The organism is Niastella populi (assembly GCF_002078015.1).
GTDB lineage: Bacteria > Bacteroidota > Bacteroidia > Chitinophagales > Chitinophagaceae > Niastella > Niastella populi.
Window position 1 is genome coordinate 41,786 of record NZ_LWBP01000167.1, and the last position, 18,330, is coordinate 60,115.

General features: G+C 48.4%; 12 protein-coding genes. All 12 read right to left on the minus strand.

Annotation, left to right across the window (positions count from 1 at the left end):
* Positions 1–10: 10 nt before the first annotated feature.
* Entirely contained in the window at positions 11–3,382 is a 3,372-nt protein-coding gene (locus tag A4R26_RS14515) for a glycosyl hydrolase (protein ID WP_242674909.1), read from the minus strand.
* A complete protein-coding gene (locus A4R26_RS35620) occupies positions 3,336–3,638 on the minus strand; it encodes a hypothetical protein (RefSeq protein ID WP_242674910.1) in 303 nt (100 codons plus the stop codon). Before A4R26_RS35620 ends, A4R26_RS14515 begins: the two co-directional genes overlap by 47 nt.
* The gene (locus A4R26_RS14520) at positions 3,604–4,974 is read right to left on the minus strand and encodes a bile acid:sodium symporter (protein ID WP_081164478.1); all 1,371 of its coding nucleotides are present in this window, start codon (positions 4,972–4,974) and stop codon (positions 3,604–3,606) included. Before A4R26_RS14520 ends, A4R26_RS35620 begins: the two co-directional genes overlap by 35 nt.
* 76 nt (positions 4,975–5,050) lie before the next feature.
* On the minus strand, positions 5,051–5,713 hold the full coding sequence (locus A4R26_RS14525) for an aspartate/glutamate racemase family protein (RefSeq protein ID WP_081164532.1): 663 nt from the start codon (positions 5,711–5,713) through the stop codon (positions 5,051–5,053).
* Between the two features lie 4 nt (positions 5,714–5,717).
* The gene (locus tag A4R26_RS14530) at positions 5,718–7,061 is read right to left on the minus strand and encodes a four-carbon acid sugar kinase family protein (RefSeq protein WP_242674911.1); all 1,344 of its coding nucleotides are present in this window, start codon (positions 7,059–7,061) and stop codon (positions 5,718–5,720) included.
* 116 nt (positions 7,062–7,177) lie between these two features.
* Positions 7,178–8,425 (minus strand): ribulose-bisphosphate carboxylase large subunit family protein, encoded by a 1,248-nt coding sequence (locus A4R26_RS14535; RefSeq protein ID WP_081164479.1) that lies wholly within the window; start codon positions 8,423–8,425, stop codon positions 7,178–7,180.
* A gap of 180 nt (positions 8,426–8,605) precedes the next feature.
* Entirely contained in the window at positions 8,606–10,831 is a 2,226-nt protein-coding gene (locus tag A4R26_RS14540; protein WP_081164480.1) for an alpha-L-rhamnosidase-related protein, read from the minus strand.
* 26 nt (positions 10,832–10,857) lie between these two features.
* The gene (locus A4R26_RS14545) at positions 10,858–12,492 is read right to left on the minus strand and encodes a sodium:solute symporter (protein ID WP_242674912.1); all 1,635 of its coding nucleotides are present in this window, start codon (positions 12,490–12,492) and stop codon (positions 10,858–10,860) included.
* Positions 12,493–12,558: 66 nt separating this feature from the next.
* A complete protein-coding gene (locus tag A4R26_RS14550; protein WP_081164481.1) occupies positions 12,559–13,623 on the minus strand; it encodes a Gfo/Idh/MocA family protein in 1,065 nt (354 codons plus the stop codon).
* Positions 13,624–13,718: 95 nt separating this feature from the next.
* Complete coding sequence (locus A4R26_RS14555) at positions 13,719–15,596, minus strand: right-handed parallel beta-helix repeat-containing protein (protein WP_081164482.1); 1,878 nt, start codon at positions 15,594–15,596, stop codon at positions 13,719–13,721.
* Positions 15,597–15,683: 87 nt separating this feature from the next.
* Positions 15,684–16,604 (minus strand): sugar phosphate isomerase/epimerase family protein, encoded by a 921-nt coding sequence (locus A4R26_RS14560; protein ID WP_081164483.1) that lies wholly within the window; start codon positions 16,602–16,604, stop codon positions 15,684–15,686.
* A 249-nt stretch (positions 16,605–16,853) separates the two neighbouring features.
* Positions 16,854–18,242, minus strand: coding sequence for a DUF4974 domain-containing protein (locus A4R26_RS14565; protein ID WP_081164484.1), 1,389 nt, complete (start codon positions 18,240–18,242; stop codon positions 16,854–16,856).
* Between the last annotated feature and the right edge of the window lie 88 nt (positions 18,243–18,330).

Consider the following 18,330-nt stretch of genomic DNA (forward strand, 5'->3'; position numbering starts at 1 on the left):
AATTTCAATACTAATGTTCAATATACAATGTTACCGGACCTAATAAACCGGCTGGTAATAAAGGTTTGTCTTTCGCCCAGAAAGGCGCATTCGTTTGCGTGATGCGTTCTTTCTCCGGCAATAACAGATCGCCTTTCATCCGGTTGAACCAGGTATTGGTCACTTCAATTTTTATTTCATTTTTACCTGCCCGCAATGCTTTGGTAATATCAACGCGATAAGGGGCCGTCCATATTACACCGCAGGCCTGGCCATTCACATATACTTCTGCTATATTGGCCACTTTGCCTGCATCTAACCAAACCCTTGCATCCGTAGCCGGTTGTTGAAATTCAACCGTTGTTGAATATACCGCGGTTCCCGAATAATATTTGATCGCCGGGTTATCAGCTGTTGACCAGTCTTTCAACTGATCAAAAACAACCGGTTGGGCCGGGCCGCCTTTTTTAGTGTCGAATGTTACTGTCCAGGGTTGTTGAATTACCAGGGAGCTTACTACCTTGTTTTGCTTTTGTGGCGCCCTGTCATTTGTTTTAGGCAGCACAACGAACACCGATCCATTTTCAGGCAAAGCCAACTGAAATACAGTTCTTCTTTTCGTATACCGGATCTTATTTGCCGCGTAACGATCGCTGGTTACAGGGTCCCAAATCTCCGGCAGCGTTCCTGACCCCCGAATTGAGATCTCAATGATCCTATGCTCATTTAACTGGTTACTTACAAAATAGATCTCTGCATCTTTTGTCGTTCTATGCGTCCAGGCAATATGACCAACCCGGTTATTCAAAGAATCCACCGCCTCCAGGTCTCTTGCAATCCCCAGCGGCTCAAAAGAACTTTCTTTATACGGTCCCTGCACTACGGTTCCCTTCCCTACTTTCCATTTCATCATTTTACCGGCAGGTACTTTTTTCCAGACAGCACCGGCCACCGCTTTTACCTTTTTATCTGCCGCCACACGCTGTTCTAAACTGTACGACTGTTCAGGTGCATCATTTACGATTATGGTTGCACCGGCCTTTACCAATGCTGAAATCTTTTTTGCAACCGCCGGCGTCATGCGTTTTGCGGTCGGTGACATGGGATGCGGCTGTGGCAGCACCAGCAATGCGTAACTGGCGCCCCCGGGAAATTCAACCCGGCCTTTGCGCACGGTCGCTTTCATCAACACATCGGGGTTAAAACAATCGTAAGCGTATCCATGCAGCGGGTCGATCCATTTTTCGGGATCGGCCATATTGGCCGAATGCGTAACCCCTTCAGGCATTGTTCTCATCGGGTTACCGGCATTGGCCAGCCGCTTTTTTTCCGCCTGCACCACTGAATCGCCAAAAATACCCGGCAGCGTGTTGACTAGGCGGTCTGGCAATATCGAACGGCGGGGAATTTCTTCACCGGTAAACACCGCCACATCCACCACCGGTTTTCCCAATTGTAACATAGCCTGGCAACGCTGTGCATATTCAACCCAGGCCTTACCCGGCTTCCACCAGGTTTGGTTACGTTGAAAATACAATCCGATCCCATTCAGCGTCATACCCGGCGCCCTTTCAACCCAGGGGTTATGCATGAACACATGGTAGGCGATGCGATTGATGCCTGCGGCATAATTGCGGTCCTGCAATGCCTTCAGGTTGCCGGGATGCTCATCCCACGACATCCGCAATTCAGTGAATGCCTCGGCGCCGATGATCTGTTTTCCATAAATATGTCCGCCCGAAATGGCATCGAACATATCATTGGGTTTGTCGTGCGTGGGGCTTTTCACCCAATACTCGCCCATAGGAATATCCGCTACCTCGAAATGCAGCAACCCATCGCTCGTCATCGTTGGCGCAACACATTCCGCGCTCATGATACAACCTTTCTCAGCAGCGGCCTTTTTGAGGGTTATATAGAAAACATCCTTTACCAGTTCCATAATTGTCTGTCGTACATCATATAAAAAACGCTCCGACACATCGGCGCTTTGCACGGGCACGCCGGCCATGGCAATGATGTAAGGCAAACAATCGTAACCACGGCGTTTTTTGAACTCAGCCCTGAATACCGGCGACCAGTTCTGGCTGCCGCATTCCCAGCTATCGAGATGCAGTATGGTCAATACTTCTTTGGTGATATCGGGGCCGGCCCTGCGTACTGCTTCGCCAAACCAGTTATCGAACTGCATCCGCACCGCTTCGGGATTGAACTTATCGCACTCCAGTCCTTTACCTCCGCCACCGGTAGCATTGGTCTGCCCGGTTGAAGTATGGCCAACGCGCATGATGGTCCAGTTACCTGCGGGCACATCCCATGTAAGCCGGCCTTCTGGCGTCATTTTATCTGTGATATCAATGATCTTATTCAAAGGCACACATAACGAATCGGGGATCTCCGCCGCCGTTGTTCTTTTACTTATCCGCCATACGGCGCCGCTCTTGCCTTCATACTGATGAATGGCCGGTTCATTGGATAATAAAATGCCATCGACCTTCAACACCGGTTTCCATTTGGCAAAATCAAGATCTTCCGATCCCGGCTCCACGTTCTCTTTATCATAAACAAACCTGAAATAACGGGCAGTAGTTGGTTTGATGGCATAGGTGAGATTGAAACCAACATCCTGCCAGCCGGTGCGGGGCGCCTGCATGCGCTCAACCGGTTTAAATTGTTTGCCATCATTACTTACCATTATTTTCAACTGGCGCGATGTAAAGTTGGTACCGCTGGGGCGAATAACAATGGAACGGCAGGTGAACGGTTTGTCGTATGCATATTGTATATAACAGGCGCTGTCGCATCTGAAGCTCTGACGGTTATGTTTCTCTGTGAGATATTGCGGCGATACACCGGTAACGCTGCTGGTAACAACCGGCACCATAGCCGTATCGGCAATATTCTTTTTGATCATGGTAGGAAATGCCAGCACTGCAATATCCCGGTAATAATTCACGTTTGTTTCAGGCTGCGGCAAAATGCCATTGAATTGTTTTTTGCCGGCTACGTACGTTTTGGTGCTCACCACCCGTTGCATCGATAGCTCCGGTTTAATCCACGGGCCGCCGGCCAATGCAAAACCATCACTGACGTGCATCCCCAGTTGTAATTTCAACCGTTTGGCTTCCTGCATGGCAAATAACACCAACTCCCACCAGTGGGGCGATAATTGCTGCGCGGGCGGATCGATCAATGGCACACTGTCGGCCCCTCTGATGAACATCATATAGGCGCCGGCGATGCCATTTTCTTTCATGGCCTCCAGGTCGGCGGTAATGCCTTCTTTGGTTACAGCTGCCTGGTGCCAGTACCAGATCACCCAGGGTTTGGCCCGTTCGGGCGGATGACGGAACAACTCATCCAGCGAAGTATCTGAAAACGGCGCATTTTTTTCGAACGCCATCGTTCCCGGAAACTTTTTTGCCTGCGGAAAAAGGAAGAAAGCGCTCAGGCAACATAGTAATATGATAGTATGTTTTCTCATTTCGTGATTTGTGAATAAAGCGGCAGACAATCTGCGCGCTACAAGCTTCAAGCTGCAAGCAAATATAGAATACAGCTTCAAGCCGAAAGCCAAAAGCAAATACAAAATACAGCCTGATCTTTTTTTCAATAATTCCTTTTTCATCCTCCATCGCTTCCACTTCTATATTCAACATTGGACATTCGATATTCAATATTTGTATTTTCTTCATTCCTTATTTCTGATTTCTCATTTTTAATTTCCACTGGTCTTTTGCGCCAATAGTTCGCTAAAATGGAGCCGGCAACATTCATCCACGGACTAAAAACCGCGGCCGGTAAACCTAATGTACCGAGTTTACCCAACCCGGCGGCAATTCCGGAAGCCATACCGGCATTTTGTAACCCCACTTCAAAGGCAACCGTTCGGGCTGAATTCTTATCGAGCCGGAACAGGCGGCCCAGCCAGTAGCCAAAAAAGAAACCCGCAGCATTATGGATAACAGAACATAGGAAAAGAAGCACACCGGTCTTCAATAAATTTTCACGCCCGGCGGCCGTAGTAACTGTGGTAAAATAGATTATGCCGAACATGGAGAAAAGGGGCATAACCTGATCGAGTTTCTTAAAATTCCGTGCCAGCAGGTGATACAGAACACCAGCGACGACTGCGCCCAACAGGAAGCCGAATATTTCGATGGAGTGTAAAAAAGATGTTGAATTGATATTTACAGATAAATAGTTCCACCAACCCAATGGCAGGGCAGCCAGCCAGAAAATAGAGATAATAAAAAGCAGTGTCACCACCCGGAAGCCTTTCGGCGTAGCGGTTTTTAAATAATCATGAAGCAGCGCGGCGCCGATAGGAACGATAACGATCTTGATGATCTCCATCATCATATGCACCACTTTTACTTCAACCAGGGTGCCGGCGAGTAATTTCATCAACAGCGGTGTGAAGAACGGAGCTGCCAGGGTAGCCATGGCAGTAACCACTACTGATAAAATGAGATTGGCCTTTGCAAGATAGACCATAACGTTCGAGGCGAGACCGCTCGAGGTAGAACCAATAAGAATGATACCGGCAGCGATCTCGGGTTCAAAATGAAAGATCTTTGTAAGCAGTAAACCCATCAATGGCATTATTGAGAAATGACACATCAGGCCAATGACCACGCCTTTACCCGTTTTTTTAACAGCGGTAAAATCTTCCAGCTTCATTTGAATGCCCATGCCGAACATTACCATTTGAATAATGACGAGCATTAGCCATTTATCCCGCAGATCGACAGGTCCCCAATGGGTGAACGATCCGGGGTACATCATACCCGCCACCACCGCGGCAACGATCCATGCAGTATACCGGTATCCCTTTAATGCCGGAATAGCGCCTAAACCGATCGCTGCAAACACCGCAGTACCTACAGCCCCCGCTTTGTACAAATCAGGCTCCTGCATAAAAATACCGATCAGCAGAAGAACAAATGTTATCGCACCAGCCACTAAAAAACCCTGGAAGATCTTTTTAAACATATGGTAACAATTTAGGTGTACCACGTTTTCCGCTAATGTCGAAAGCAAACGTGGCACACCTTCTTTAGCTTTCGAACTATTTTAATATAGAAGCAATATGTTGTATAGCAATACCCGGACTGGCAAGTATGGGCACTTTTTTATCTTCCGGTGCGAGGCCATCGGCAACGCGGGCCATAGAGGCCTGCGCCAATACGATAACATCCGTTCCGGCACTCAACTCACGCAATGCTTTTGCTACCATGGCATCATGTGTTGCGGTATCGCCGCTCATCAATGCGTCAAAAGCGCCTTCGCACAAAACAGTTTTCAGATCGATGGTTTTACCGGCAACGGCTGCGCGGCGTTTCACCAGGTCGCTGGTTGGTTGCAGGGTGGTTGACAAAGTTGCCACCACGCCAATTCTTTTTCCCGTTTGCACCGCTTTATCGGCCATGGGTTGATCGACCCGTAAAACAGGTACACCGGTAAGGCCGGCAGCCGCTTCTACCGCTGCGCCAATTGAAGAACAGGTTACCAGAATAAAATCGGCGCCGGCCACTTCAGCAGAACCAACATAGTTCACTACCCGGCGTGCATTGGTGGGCGTTAACTCGCCGCAGCTGATCACATTTTTGATGAGGCTGTCGTCAACGATATTGAACACTTTTACGTTGGGTAAATACTGACTGCATAATTGCTGGAACACAGGTACCAACGTTGCTGACGTGTGAATAAGCCCTAATGTTTTTTGTTGCATGTTGTTATATGTTTTTGCCATTCATCAATACTTCAAAATAATTTTCGCCGCCAACCTGTCCGCCCTTGAAGTTCACCTCCATTCCGTTTACCGGCGAACCGGGCGCTGTGGCTTTACATAAAGGCGCACCGGGCACCAGCGGCGCGATCATTTCAACCGCTTCAATGCCCATGGCGCGGGCGGCATAACTGCTGGTGTCGCCACCGGCAATTACGATGCGTTTAAGCGCAGTTTTGGAAGCCGTATCACAGGCAAGAAGGCCCAATGCCGCGCCTAATTTTTGGGCCGGCAAATTAACAGCCTGTTGCTGCCCTGCCCCACCGGTATGAACGATCACGCTCTTTCCCTTATTCAACAATTCCACGGCTTTATCGATTCCGGCCTTTACAGATTGACCATCATTGTCGCTTACGGCCGGCGCATCGATAAGCACCTGTTCAAATCCTTTCGCTGTGGCATACGTGATCTGACCGGCTGCTATGGGGGAACAGCTTCCTGCAATAACCAGTAATGGTTCCGCTTTGCCGGGATGTTTCCATTCAGCTACCGGTTGTAACAAATTTGTTTGGTTCCAGTATTGCCCCAACGCCATTTCAATGCCGGAGGAACCTATGGAAAACAAAGTTTTATCATTCGCCTGTTCATCTATCAGTTCACCAATGGCCAGCAGTTGTTCCTGGTAAAGCGCATCGAACAGGGCCACATCGAATCCCTGCTCCACCACCTGCGCCCATTCATTGCCGAGCATTTCTTTACCGCCCGATACATGAAGGATATCGATCAACCCGGTTTTCTTAGCGGTTTGTTTCGACAAATGCAAACGCAGATCGCTTTCATTGGCCGGCGTAACCGGGTGTTTGCTCATGGATGGATGCCTGTCTAACCGGTATATTTTTCCATTGCTGCCGATACCCATACGCGCAAACAAATTTCCAAACAAACAGTAACGGCCCAGCACAGGCGCCGCTACCAACAGGGGCACACATTTGTTGTTAAAAACCGCCATCCCGGTATCGAGCGCTTTTCCGATGCTTCCGGTTGTTGGGGAAGAATCGAATGTGGAGCAGACTTTATAATGCACATGGCGCGCACCGGTTTGTTTTAATTTTTCAAATGCCGGCAATAAGGTTTGCTCCATTTCTGCCGGCGCCATGGCCCGGGTTTTACCGGCAACGCCAAATGCATTCAAACCGGGATATTTCTCCAATTGTTCCGCTGTTGGCGGTTCAATGAACAGGGCGGTCTTCGCCCCGGCCCGGGTCAAAAATTCCAGTGCATCGGTGGAACCGGTGAAGTCGTCGCCGTAAAATGCTAACAATATTTTGTTGTCGATTGAACTCATTTTCATACTATGAATATGCTGAACGCTGAAGGCTTAACGCTTAACGCAAATACACTTACCAAGGGTGTTTTGCGTTTTGCATTCTGCGTTTTGCATTCTGCGTTTTGCGTTCTGCGTTGAGCTTATTGTTTCTTCCCAAACTGCTTCACCGATTCAGCAAACTCCTTATATTTAGCCGCAGCCTCTTCCACTGAAAGCCCATCCACCGCGGCCTGCCATGCCTGTTGTAATGCTACCACGCCTGCAGCCGCTCCCATGGGATGCGCCATAATACCGCCACCTGCCATATACAACAGGTCGGTTGTATGGGTACGACGCCAGGTTTCCGGCGCCTGTCCGCCCCATTGCCCGCTCGATACCACTGGCAATAGGCTCTCATGATCATAGAATGGCTGCAAACAAGCCTTTATGGAGGCCACAACCGAATCGTCACTTTCCCAGAATTTGTTTTGGATACCGTTTACGTGCAGCTGGTCAACGCCGGCCACACGCCATAATTTCTGATATGCTTTGAAATCGATACCCAGCAACGGATGGCGCGTTAACATGCCCCAGCCATTGCGGTGCGCATGAATAGCCAGTTGCCGCTGATCGCAGATCTTTTTCACCCCGGCCATGCCTACGCTGTTGATGCTTACCATAGCACAGGTACCGCCGCTTTTTACAATGTATTCATAGCGTTGCAGCATTTCATCCGTTTCACCGCTGATGTTAAACGCATACATCACTTTTTTACCCGTTGCACCGGCATGATCGTTGATCACCTTCATGATGGCATCAACCCGGTCATTGAAATTTGAATTGGCCGATGATGACAACAGCTCATCATCTTTCACAAAATCAATTCCGGCACCGGCCAGTGTTTTCACCATTTCGGCGGTTTGCTGCGGGGTAAGCCCAATGCTTGGTTTTATAATTGTTCCTATCAGCGGCCGGTTCTGCACATTGGTGAGTTGGCGGCAACCGCTGATGCCAAATGCAGGGCCTTTATACTGTTTGGCGTAAGAAGGCGGCAGCTCGATATCCATCAGTTTCAACCCGGTGAACTGACGGATCTCGTACAGGTTCCCCTGCAGCGTTGATGTAAGCACCGGAAGATTGTAACCAAAATTCTCTATGCTCCACGACACCACAATTTCTGCGCGGTGATACTTGCCGCTGCTGCTTGTTGCACCCGGAATGGCCGGCGTAGAAACAGTTTCCAGCGGCGTCACTTTTTCTACCCTTGCCGCAAAACGTTGTTTCAGCTCTTCCGTTTCACCCGGAACCGCAATAAAGGTGCCGCTCGATTGTTCACCGGCTAATACTTCTGCAGCCTTTTCCGGCTCGAAGGGAGTTTCGATATAATATGTTGCTTTTATTCTCTCCATATTTATTAGTTCATAGTTCTCAGTTCATAGTTCACAGTTCACAGTTCTCAGTTCATAGTTCTCAGTTCATAGTTCATAGTTCACAGTTCACAGTTCATAGTTCATAGTTCTGAGCCGAGGACTTACAGCCAGAAGCTGTATTTCATTAGCACATCAGCACATTATTAGCTAATCAGCACATTAGTTTTTATATTTTATTTCATACTCTTTACCCGCCTCAACAGTTACTTCATACAAATTATCGCCTTTGCTGTTGATGACAACACCTTTACCGGTTGGTTTGGTTTTACTCTTAAACCTGAGCGTACCGGTTCCTTCGCCGCCTTTTATCTTTATTTGTGTAGTGCTGCAATATACACTGATGTCGCCATGCGGTGTAGGCACTTTGCCTTCCATCCACTGCAAACCGCCAAGCACCGGCTCTGCCGTCCAGGTAGTATACCCCGGCGAAGTGGGTTGTACACCAAGATAATATTTACCTAACAGGTAAATGGGACTGGCGCCCCAGGCATGACAAAGGCTTTTACCAAACGGGCGGCCATACATGGCATAATGCTCAGCGCCCTGTTTTGAAGGATTGTATTCTTCCCAGAATGAAGTGGCGCCGGCCTGTAACATGCCGCCCCAGTAATTCTTCATTTCATTCAATACATATTTTTGCTCGCCCATCGCACATAACGCTTCCAGTTCATAAAATCGCATGTACGGCGTGGTGATCTTTTGAATACTGTCGTTTAAAAGCACATGTTTCTTTACGGCCTGCTTCTGCTCATTATTAAAATAATTGAAGAAGATAGCGAACATGTTGGCGTAACGGGTTACATTATCGGTAGGTTTTCCATCAATGCGGCTGTGCACCAATGCATTTTTGGCGTCGCTCCAGTAAATCGAAAACAATTTCGCTTTCATATCGGCAGCAAGCTGTTTATACATGGCTGCATTTTTTGTATCGTTCACCATCCCGGCGCAAATGGCCATGGTTTCGAGGCTGCGGCATAACAGCAGTTGCTCGAAGCTTACTTCTCCTTTTTTGCTCAACCCTGCCGCCCAGTCAATAAAGATCCAGTCGCCGGGCAAACCCTGCATCAATCCATCTTTATTTCTCCGGTCAAGGCAATAGTTCATCAGGCTTTGCATGCGCGGATAGAACTGCCGGATGAATGTTTTATCACCGGTATACTGGTACAGGTCGTAAATGCCGAGGAACCAGTAAAAAGTATAATCCATAATGGTGTTGATGTGGCTGGTAACCGGGTCTTTCCCGCGTAAAGCCATCAGGGTACGCGATACCGAAGGCACATCAAAGAACAGGTAATAATTCATCAGGTAGCTTTGGTATGCATCGCCGCTCCAGATCCAGCGGTCGCGTTTGATACCATCGATGAAAAATTCGCGGGTGGTCAATTGCATGGTATATGCCGCCACGTCCCATATTTTATTAAGGCTTTCATCTGAACTACGGAATGAACCGCGGCTGGCTACCGGCAGGTATTCATACAACATCGAAACAGAATCGAGACTGGCGCCGCCTTCCATTTGAATATTTACAAAGCGGAATGCTTTTGACAACTGCATTACCGAATCTTTTTTTGAACCGAGGTTCACTTGTACCCTGTCGAGCGTTTCGCAGGTACCGGTGGCCAGCGCTTCTTCTTTCGATTCGCCATAATACAACGACACCTTACCATTACCCTGTAAACCGTGCAGGCGGATAAAACCAAATGTTTCCTTACCGAAATCAACCAGCAGCGAACCATTGTTTTTGGTGGCAGCTACCGGTGACTGTGGTTTTACCGCCAGTTTGAACTGCGAAGGCCGCTGATCTGGTTCATTGAAATTCCAGCTGCCGGCATTTAACCAGGTGGTTGCTGAAATATCGGATGTTTTACCGGTTTCATCGATCCACTCTTTGTCTTCAAAGGTTACCAGCCACGATGAATCGGTGGCAATGGTTTTTCCCTTTATATAAATAGCCGGCACATTTCCGGTGCTGAATACTTTTACATTGATCCGGTGTTTACCGGCAGGAATGGTTACCTGTTGCGGTGTTCCTTCGTATCCTTTACCATCGAGCTTCAAAATGTAATTGCCTTCTACAAATACATCGATCTGCTCGGGCTCGGACAGTTCCACATCCTTGTGAAAATCCATCAGCACATAGTGGCCGTCCAGTTTCCAGAAAGGCGGGAAGAACGAACCGCGTTCCGTGCGGCGGTTCTGCATTTTGTTGGCCAGCCAGATCTCGAAATCACCGGGATACCAGATCCAGGTTGCCTGTGCGGCTACATAAGGTGCCCCGCCTTTGTGAGGCTCACCATTAAAAAGAGGTTGCGCCTGTGTTGTACAGGTGATCAATAATAGAGCAAACCAGATCGTTCGTTGGAATATGGCATTTCTGCAATTCATCCAGGATAGTTTTATAGATACAAAAATTAGTGTCCGTTAAATATTATATACAAACCCACCATTACCGCAATCAATATTCCCCACATGGCCAATACCTGTTTATCGGGCTTACCGGCGCTTTTAAAATAAGTGGCCTGTTGCAGTTTCAACACACCCTGTTTATCCAATACCGATACGGCGTAAGTCATGGCGCTCAATACTACAAACAGGTAGAACGACAACAACAGGAAATGCGGCCAGGCGTCACTCGGGATCACCCACAAATACAAAACACCTACAATGAGGCAAAATGCGGTACCAACCGTTAGTACAATATTGATGGCCAGTGCGGTGGTCTTTTTCCATAATACACCAAACAAAAAGGCCACGGTCATCGGCGGTGCAAGAAAGCCTAATACCGATTGAAATATATTGAACAGGTTCAGCCGGTCTTTTAACGCATCGATGGCGAGGGCTACCGATACCGATGCCAGCGCGCCAACTACCGTAATGATGCGGCCGATCTTTATGATGTCCCTGTTGGTAGCTTCAGGCTTGTATTTCTTTATATAGATATCCATGGTAAACACCGTACTTACCGAGTTGAGTGAAGCGCCGATCGTACTGATCAAACACGCGATCAATACCACAATGATCAGGCCTTTCATCCCCGGCGGAAATAAATTCGTAACCATTGTGAGGTAAGCCAGGTCGGGACTTTTTAAATGCGGATACAGAATATAACAGATAACACCGGGGATCATGAACAAAGGCACATCCAGTATCTTCAGCCAGGCGTTAAAATTGGCGCCCAGTTGTCCCTGTTTCAGGCTCTTTGCTCCCAATACAGACTGCACCATGGATTGTTCAGTACAAAAGAACCATACGCCCATTACCGGGTACCCAAGCAGGATAGCCGGCCAGGGAAAATCCTTATCGCCGGCAGGCAAAAATAAATTCCAGTAATGCGACGGTGTTTTTTCATAAATGGCCATAATACCACCGGCCTTTGAAACACCAATACCTACCAGTACCAACGATACCACTATCAGTAACAACATCTGGAATACGCTGGTGTAGGCAATGGTTTTTAAGCCGCCTGCTATTACGAACAATGTAGCCACCACTACCATGATGATCACCGAAAGCCACATTTCGAGGCCCAGCAACTGCCTGATCAATACGCCACCGGCAAACAGGCCAAGCGATAACCAGGAAATAAGAATGGTGATCAATGTGTACCAGGCCAGAATATTACGGGTATTCTCGCCAAACCGTTTTCCGAGGAATTCAGGTAACGTAGATACATTGGCGCCCAGATAGCGGGGCGCAAAAACAACCGCCAGCATGAGGATGAACACAAAGGCATACCAGGCAAAATTACCCGCCACTATACCGGTTGAATAACCGATACTGGCAGAGGCCACCAGCATGGAGGGGCCCACATTGGTGCCCCACATGGTAAAACCGATACTCGCCCAGCCCAGGGAGCGGTTGGCAAGGAAAAGATTTTCGTCCTTGTTCTTTTTTTGGACGAAACTAACCCAATACCCGATCCCGATAAGGATGAACAGGTAGATCCCTACTATTATAAAGTCAACAAGTTTTAACTGATTGTAGATGGCATTCATATCGTGAATGGTGAATGGTGAATGGTCAATATTGAACCGTGAATTGGCCAATGATCACTGAATTTTAAACTGGCCAAATCCAGTAGCGAAACGATAAGGCGCGGCAGCAACCACAAACTACAAACCATAAACTTTTAATATCTCACTCACCTTCACAGGTGTACCAGTCTCCAACGACCGATCCATTGCCTGTAACAATGCAATGGTTCCGATGCCTTCCTTCAGATCGGGATATGCTGTTGTATTGTTGGTGATGCTGTCGGCAAAATATTCGAGGTAGTTCTGGTATTCACCGGCATGATGGCTCTGGCCTTCAAACCGGAAATAGTATTTAATGGTCTTATCGCCCCAGTGAACTACTTTTTCTTCGCCGGTCTTATCGGTAATGGCATAACGCAGTTCATGATAATCGGCCTGCGATGCCCCCTCGGTACACCGTAAGATCACGCTCATGCCGCTATCCCTTTGTGCAGGTTGAATGGGCCCGGTGTAGGCGCCGCTTACCCGTGCAATACGGCCGTCTGCAGCCCTGAAAATAAAGTGCATGGTATCTTCATTTTTCAATCCGGCTGTTTTGCCGTTGCTGCTGATCATTCCATACCCCATCACTTCTTCAATACCGGGCAGGTACCAGCGGATAAAATCAACCGGGTGGCTTAAGCCGCCATACAGCCATTTGAACGAACTTTCCAACGCCCAGGGTTTTTCTAAAAACCAGCGATGATCGGCGTGGTAATGGCTTTCCACCGTAATGAGATCGCCCAGCAAACCGGCTTCAAAATCTTTCCGCTGCCTTTTGGCAGGCTCAAAGAACCGGGAACTTTGTCCTACAAATACTTTCTTACCGGTTTTCTTCTGCAGATCGAGCAACTCTTTTGCATCGGCGAGGTTATCTATCAAAGGTTTGGTGCAGATCACATGTTTGTTGGCCTGCAATGCCTGTTTAATATGGTTCGCATGCCATTTATCGGGCGTGTATATTGCAATGATGTCGATCTCAGCATCGTTCAGCATGTCGTCATACTTCGTTGTATAATTGAAGAACTGAAACTCCCTGCTGCGGTGTTTGCATAGATCCTCATTCATGTCGCAAATGGTTTTCAGCTTCACCTTATTGCTGTTCAGGGCTGCCGACATGGTGGAACGGCCTTCGCCTAAACCTAAAATTCCTATCGTTAACATATAAAAGTGTATGATTCTAATTTTGTAATTCGTAAGCTATTCAGTTAACTAATAAACAACTGAACAACTGAATAACTGAACAACTGAATAACTTGTTACTTCTTTATCCCTTTATACCCATCTTCCAGCCCTGCCCTGTTCCTGATACTATCTGCCACCATTGGCCCGTTGTTCTCCCAGGTATTACCCGGACCGTTCGAATTCTTCATGAATTTATCTGCCTCGCAATAGTTGTCTTTCAATGTAAGATAGGCAGAGCCTTCATCGAGGTACATATAAAAGAAGTGGTTGGGATCATGTGCATACGGCGCTTTCAGGATGGTGTGCACGTAATTTTCACTGATCACCGAACCAGGCTGCGCCGACAAAGTATACAACCCGCCTACATCGTACATATGTTTTGCGTAATGATGCACCAGGTTGGCATGAACACGGTTATTGCGCATGGCGTTGATGGTTTTCGTCCAGCCCCAGCCCACGCAAATTCCGCTATACGGAAGATCATTCAATTCGTTATGTACGATATTGATGCCCTGCACATAACCGGCGCTGATGCCTACGCAACCCCAATCCTCGTTGGCGCAATTGGTAATATAAGAATTGCTGATAGTGAGTTTGCGGCACAATTCACGTTCATCGGCCGGGTTATAGGGCAAATGCGTTTCAAAGGCCGGATCGGAAAAATAACCTGCCTGGATAGCCGTACCGGCAATATCGCGGAAGGTGCAGCCTATGATGGTATCGTATTGCGTTCCTTTTATATAATCAAGACCGGTTGCTGCCATGTGAGAAAAATTGCAACGTTCAAAACCGGTATTGTTTACAAACTGCAGTTCAACCCCGCCCGGCTGGCGGCCGATCCATGCCTGGTTCTCCAGTCCTTTTTTATCGGGCGTGCCCGGGATCTTTAATTTATATGCATCGAGGAGGAACATACCGGCCTGTAAGGGAACATGACCGGCCTGCGACGGACGCAGCCAGGTGGTATGTTTAAAATCGATGCCTTTGAAGTATACATGTGAAACCGGATCATCGATGGTGCCTTCAATGCGGGCAATGTTTTGTAAGCAGGGTGCTACCACCTGTGCAGTTGGCAGTTCTTCATTGTTACGCGGCCAGTAAACGATCCGTTGTTTTTGCACGTCAAGGTACCACTCGCCCGGTTCGTCGAGGAACTGGATGGCATTGGTAAGATAAAATGCGGAGTTACCGGTCTTTTGTGAGATCCAGGGCGCCGGCCAGGGATGTTCCGACTGGATACGGCTTTCGGGCTGATAAAAACTCAACAGCGCGCTATCACCTTTTACCGTAACCGACTTTATGCGCAGAATGGCTATTGCCCACCACTGGTGAATGTACATTTCCATGCCGGCCGCTTTGTCCCAACCCGCTGCTTTGGGTTTGGGGATCCAGCATTGTTCCGTCTGGTGATTCCAGGAAAGAATGCGGTTCATGCTGTCGGCATTCCGGTCGCGGGCGCGAACAGCCTTCTGATCGTTTATCCATAACTGCCGGAAGTCGAGCAAACGGCCAGCTTCCACCGGCGCATTGGCCACCCACACCTTACCCCGCGCCGCTGCGGGTAACCCGGGAATATTTTCCGTTGCTTTACGCCAGCCTTTTACCTGCAAGCCACCGCTCAATACCGGCCGGGCGCCGGGCGCCGCTTCTATAATGGTTGGACTGGTTGGCGTTCCTGAATCTTCAGGCCGTACAAACAAGGGTTCACTCAATGCATATACGCCGTTCTCTACAATGATATGAACACCATTCGCAACGGCCGGATCGTTGAGCCGGCGCATCTCCCTTGCCTTACGCAGGGCCATCGCTACGGTGGCCATAGGTTTTTCTTTTGTGCCCGGGTTGGCATCGGAGCCATTGGGCGCCACATAAATATCGGCAGCCTGCGCCGTTATGCTGAAAAGGCATACAAACAGGACTACAGTAATCGGGTAATTAAACAGTCTTTTCATTTTGTTTTGTATCAGTGAGCTTCAAGGAGTGCCACGTCTTCGAGACGTGGCACTCCTACCGTCTCAAAGACGTGGCACACCTGCTTTCTATTGTTGAAATATCGATTTCATGTACGCGGTATTGGCGCTGAAATTCTTTTTTACATTACGCGGGTCGGTAGCATCCCGCGAACGCTCGATCACCAGCCAGCCCTTCCAGCCCATTTTCTGCAGCGTGAGCTTTACGCGGTTCATATTGATCTGCGGATCGTTCTGCAGCCATACACTGTCCTTATTGGTACAATGGATCTGAATGATACGGTCTTTACCGAGGATAGCCATTTCCTTATACAGATCCCTTCCGCCCTGCAAAGGATTAGCGAAGTTGAAATAGATCTGAATGGCGGGAGAACCGATATCGTTCAACAGCTTTACTTCTTCGGTAGCGCTGAGCGCAGTTTCAATACCAATAACTACACCGGCTTCTTCGGCCATTTTACCAACGGCTTTCAGGCGCTCCACAACGGCGGGGCGTAACTCAGGGTATTTAACCAGGTCGCCTTTTATTCCCAATGGCAGAAAAGCCACTTTTACATTCATCTGCTTCATGGTGTTGATGCAGTCCTGTACCGCTTTAACGGCTGTTGGCCTTTCGGGAAATGACTGCGCGTAAAAACCAGTCATTGCCAGCGAAGGAATTTCGAGGTCCAGTTCTTTGGCCTTATTAAGGAACACCTGGCGGATGGAGTCATTTGCCAACTGGTTATTGAAGGTTTCGCGCTGGCCAAGGCCACCCATATCTACCTCCACGCCATCGGCGCCAATTTCCTTTGTTAATTGAAAAGCACCCAGCTTTTGTCTTTTCAGTATCATGAGGTCAACAACCGCAATTTTATACGCGGGTGCATCGTTCTTTGATCGAGCTTCACTCGTTGATCGTTCAGCACTTTTTGTTTGTTGTTTTGAAGAAGAACAACCTGCTATTAGCGTAATCAACAGTACAATCGTGAATATTTGTTGTTTTTTCATATAATGTGTCAAATCGTGAAACGGCAAACCCCGACTCCATCGGGGCAGGCTGTGAAAGGCCCCCTCCCCTGACTCCTCCCCCGGAATGGGGAGGGGACTTGTTATAGCATGATTTTCGTTAGCCAGTCTGTCAACTATTTATCAGTCTGCCGAACAGAAACCCTTTATCAACGCTATCACCTTTATCAACTTTATCACCTTTATCAACTTTATCAACTTGTTAACTCGTCAATCCGTTAACCAGTCAACTCACTTCTTCCCCTCAAACATCTTCTTCAACTCTTCATACCCATGTATCGCGTTCGCCGGCAGTTTCTCCCCTTTTTCACCGAAGACATACAATGCCGTTTGCGGTTCTATGGTCACCCTGCTTTCATCTATTTTCCCCGTTTTATCTTTTATGGCGCCCAGATCGCAACGGAAATGTTTGCCGATAAATTCATACAACGCAATCCGTTTATTGATCCCATAATCATGTCCTTCCGCCGGCAAATGCACATTTTCTACCAGTTCGGGCTTGCCATAATAGCTGTACATCTTTTTCAGATAGGGAAATTCATTCTCGGGCACATGGGCCGTCCAGTCCTTCCCATCTGAAATAACCAGTTGTGGACGCGGGGCTGCCATGGCCGCTATTTCGGCATTGTTGGTACCACCGCCGCACAAATGAACGGGCATGCCGCTTTCGCAGGGGCAGCCGCCGCTATGGTACGACGATACCATTACCACGGGCGCACTCAATTTTATACGTTCATCCAGCGCCGTTACCAGCATGGTATGACTGCCGCCGCCCGAACCGCCGCTGATGGCAACGCGGCTGGTATCCGCCTCTTTCAATTTCAATAAATAATCGAGGATGCGGAATGCACCTAGCGTTTGCACCGTCATGGCCAGACTGCGCCGGTGATCTTCTGGTTTGAACTGCAGCAGCGATTCGCCCCAGGCAAAGATGTCGTAACTGATGGCGATGCAACCCATACGGGCCAGCGTAGCGCAACGATACTGGCAATCGGCGCGGTAACGGTGTTTATCCCAATGCCCGTCGGGACACAGCACCACCGGCACCTTGCCTTTTACTTTTGCCGGGCGATATAATGACCCGGAAGTGTACACGCCGGGCAACACTTCAAATGCGATATTCTCCACCGTATAACCATCCATTTTACGCACCGGCGTAATGATGGGTTTGGAAGCCGGCGCCGCCGGAACGGGCGATAACTGCAATGCCGAATACATACAGGCGCGCATTTCATTTTTCCGCTTCTCCCAGCTGGCTACGTCGTTATACAGGGAAGATAAATATTCCAACTGCGCTTTGCCTTCCTCCACTGTTTTTAAGTGATACTGAAAGGCGCTGATCTTATAACTTTTATCGCCTGTTTTGCTGAATGAAAGGTCTTGCGAGGCCAGCACGTTCGACAGGGTTTTCTCCACATCGGGCCGGAACCGCCAGCGGGCATAGGTCACGAACCGGTCGCTCACCATTTTATCGCTGTACCTGATCTTAATGCCGTATTGCGCCTCTATTTCGGTCAACACCTGTTTCAACGGCTCGCGGTAGGCGTCATCCGAGGTCTGGCTGATACAATCGAGCCAGATGAACAGGCTACAGACACTATAAATTAATTTTCGTACCATAATTATTCTCTTTCAATTAATCGTGAATCGGCAAACGTGAAATGACTCACGAGCCTCGTAAATACCTAACTAAATTCCGGCGTCAAAA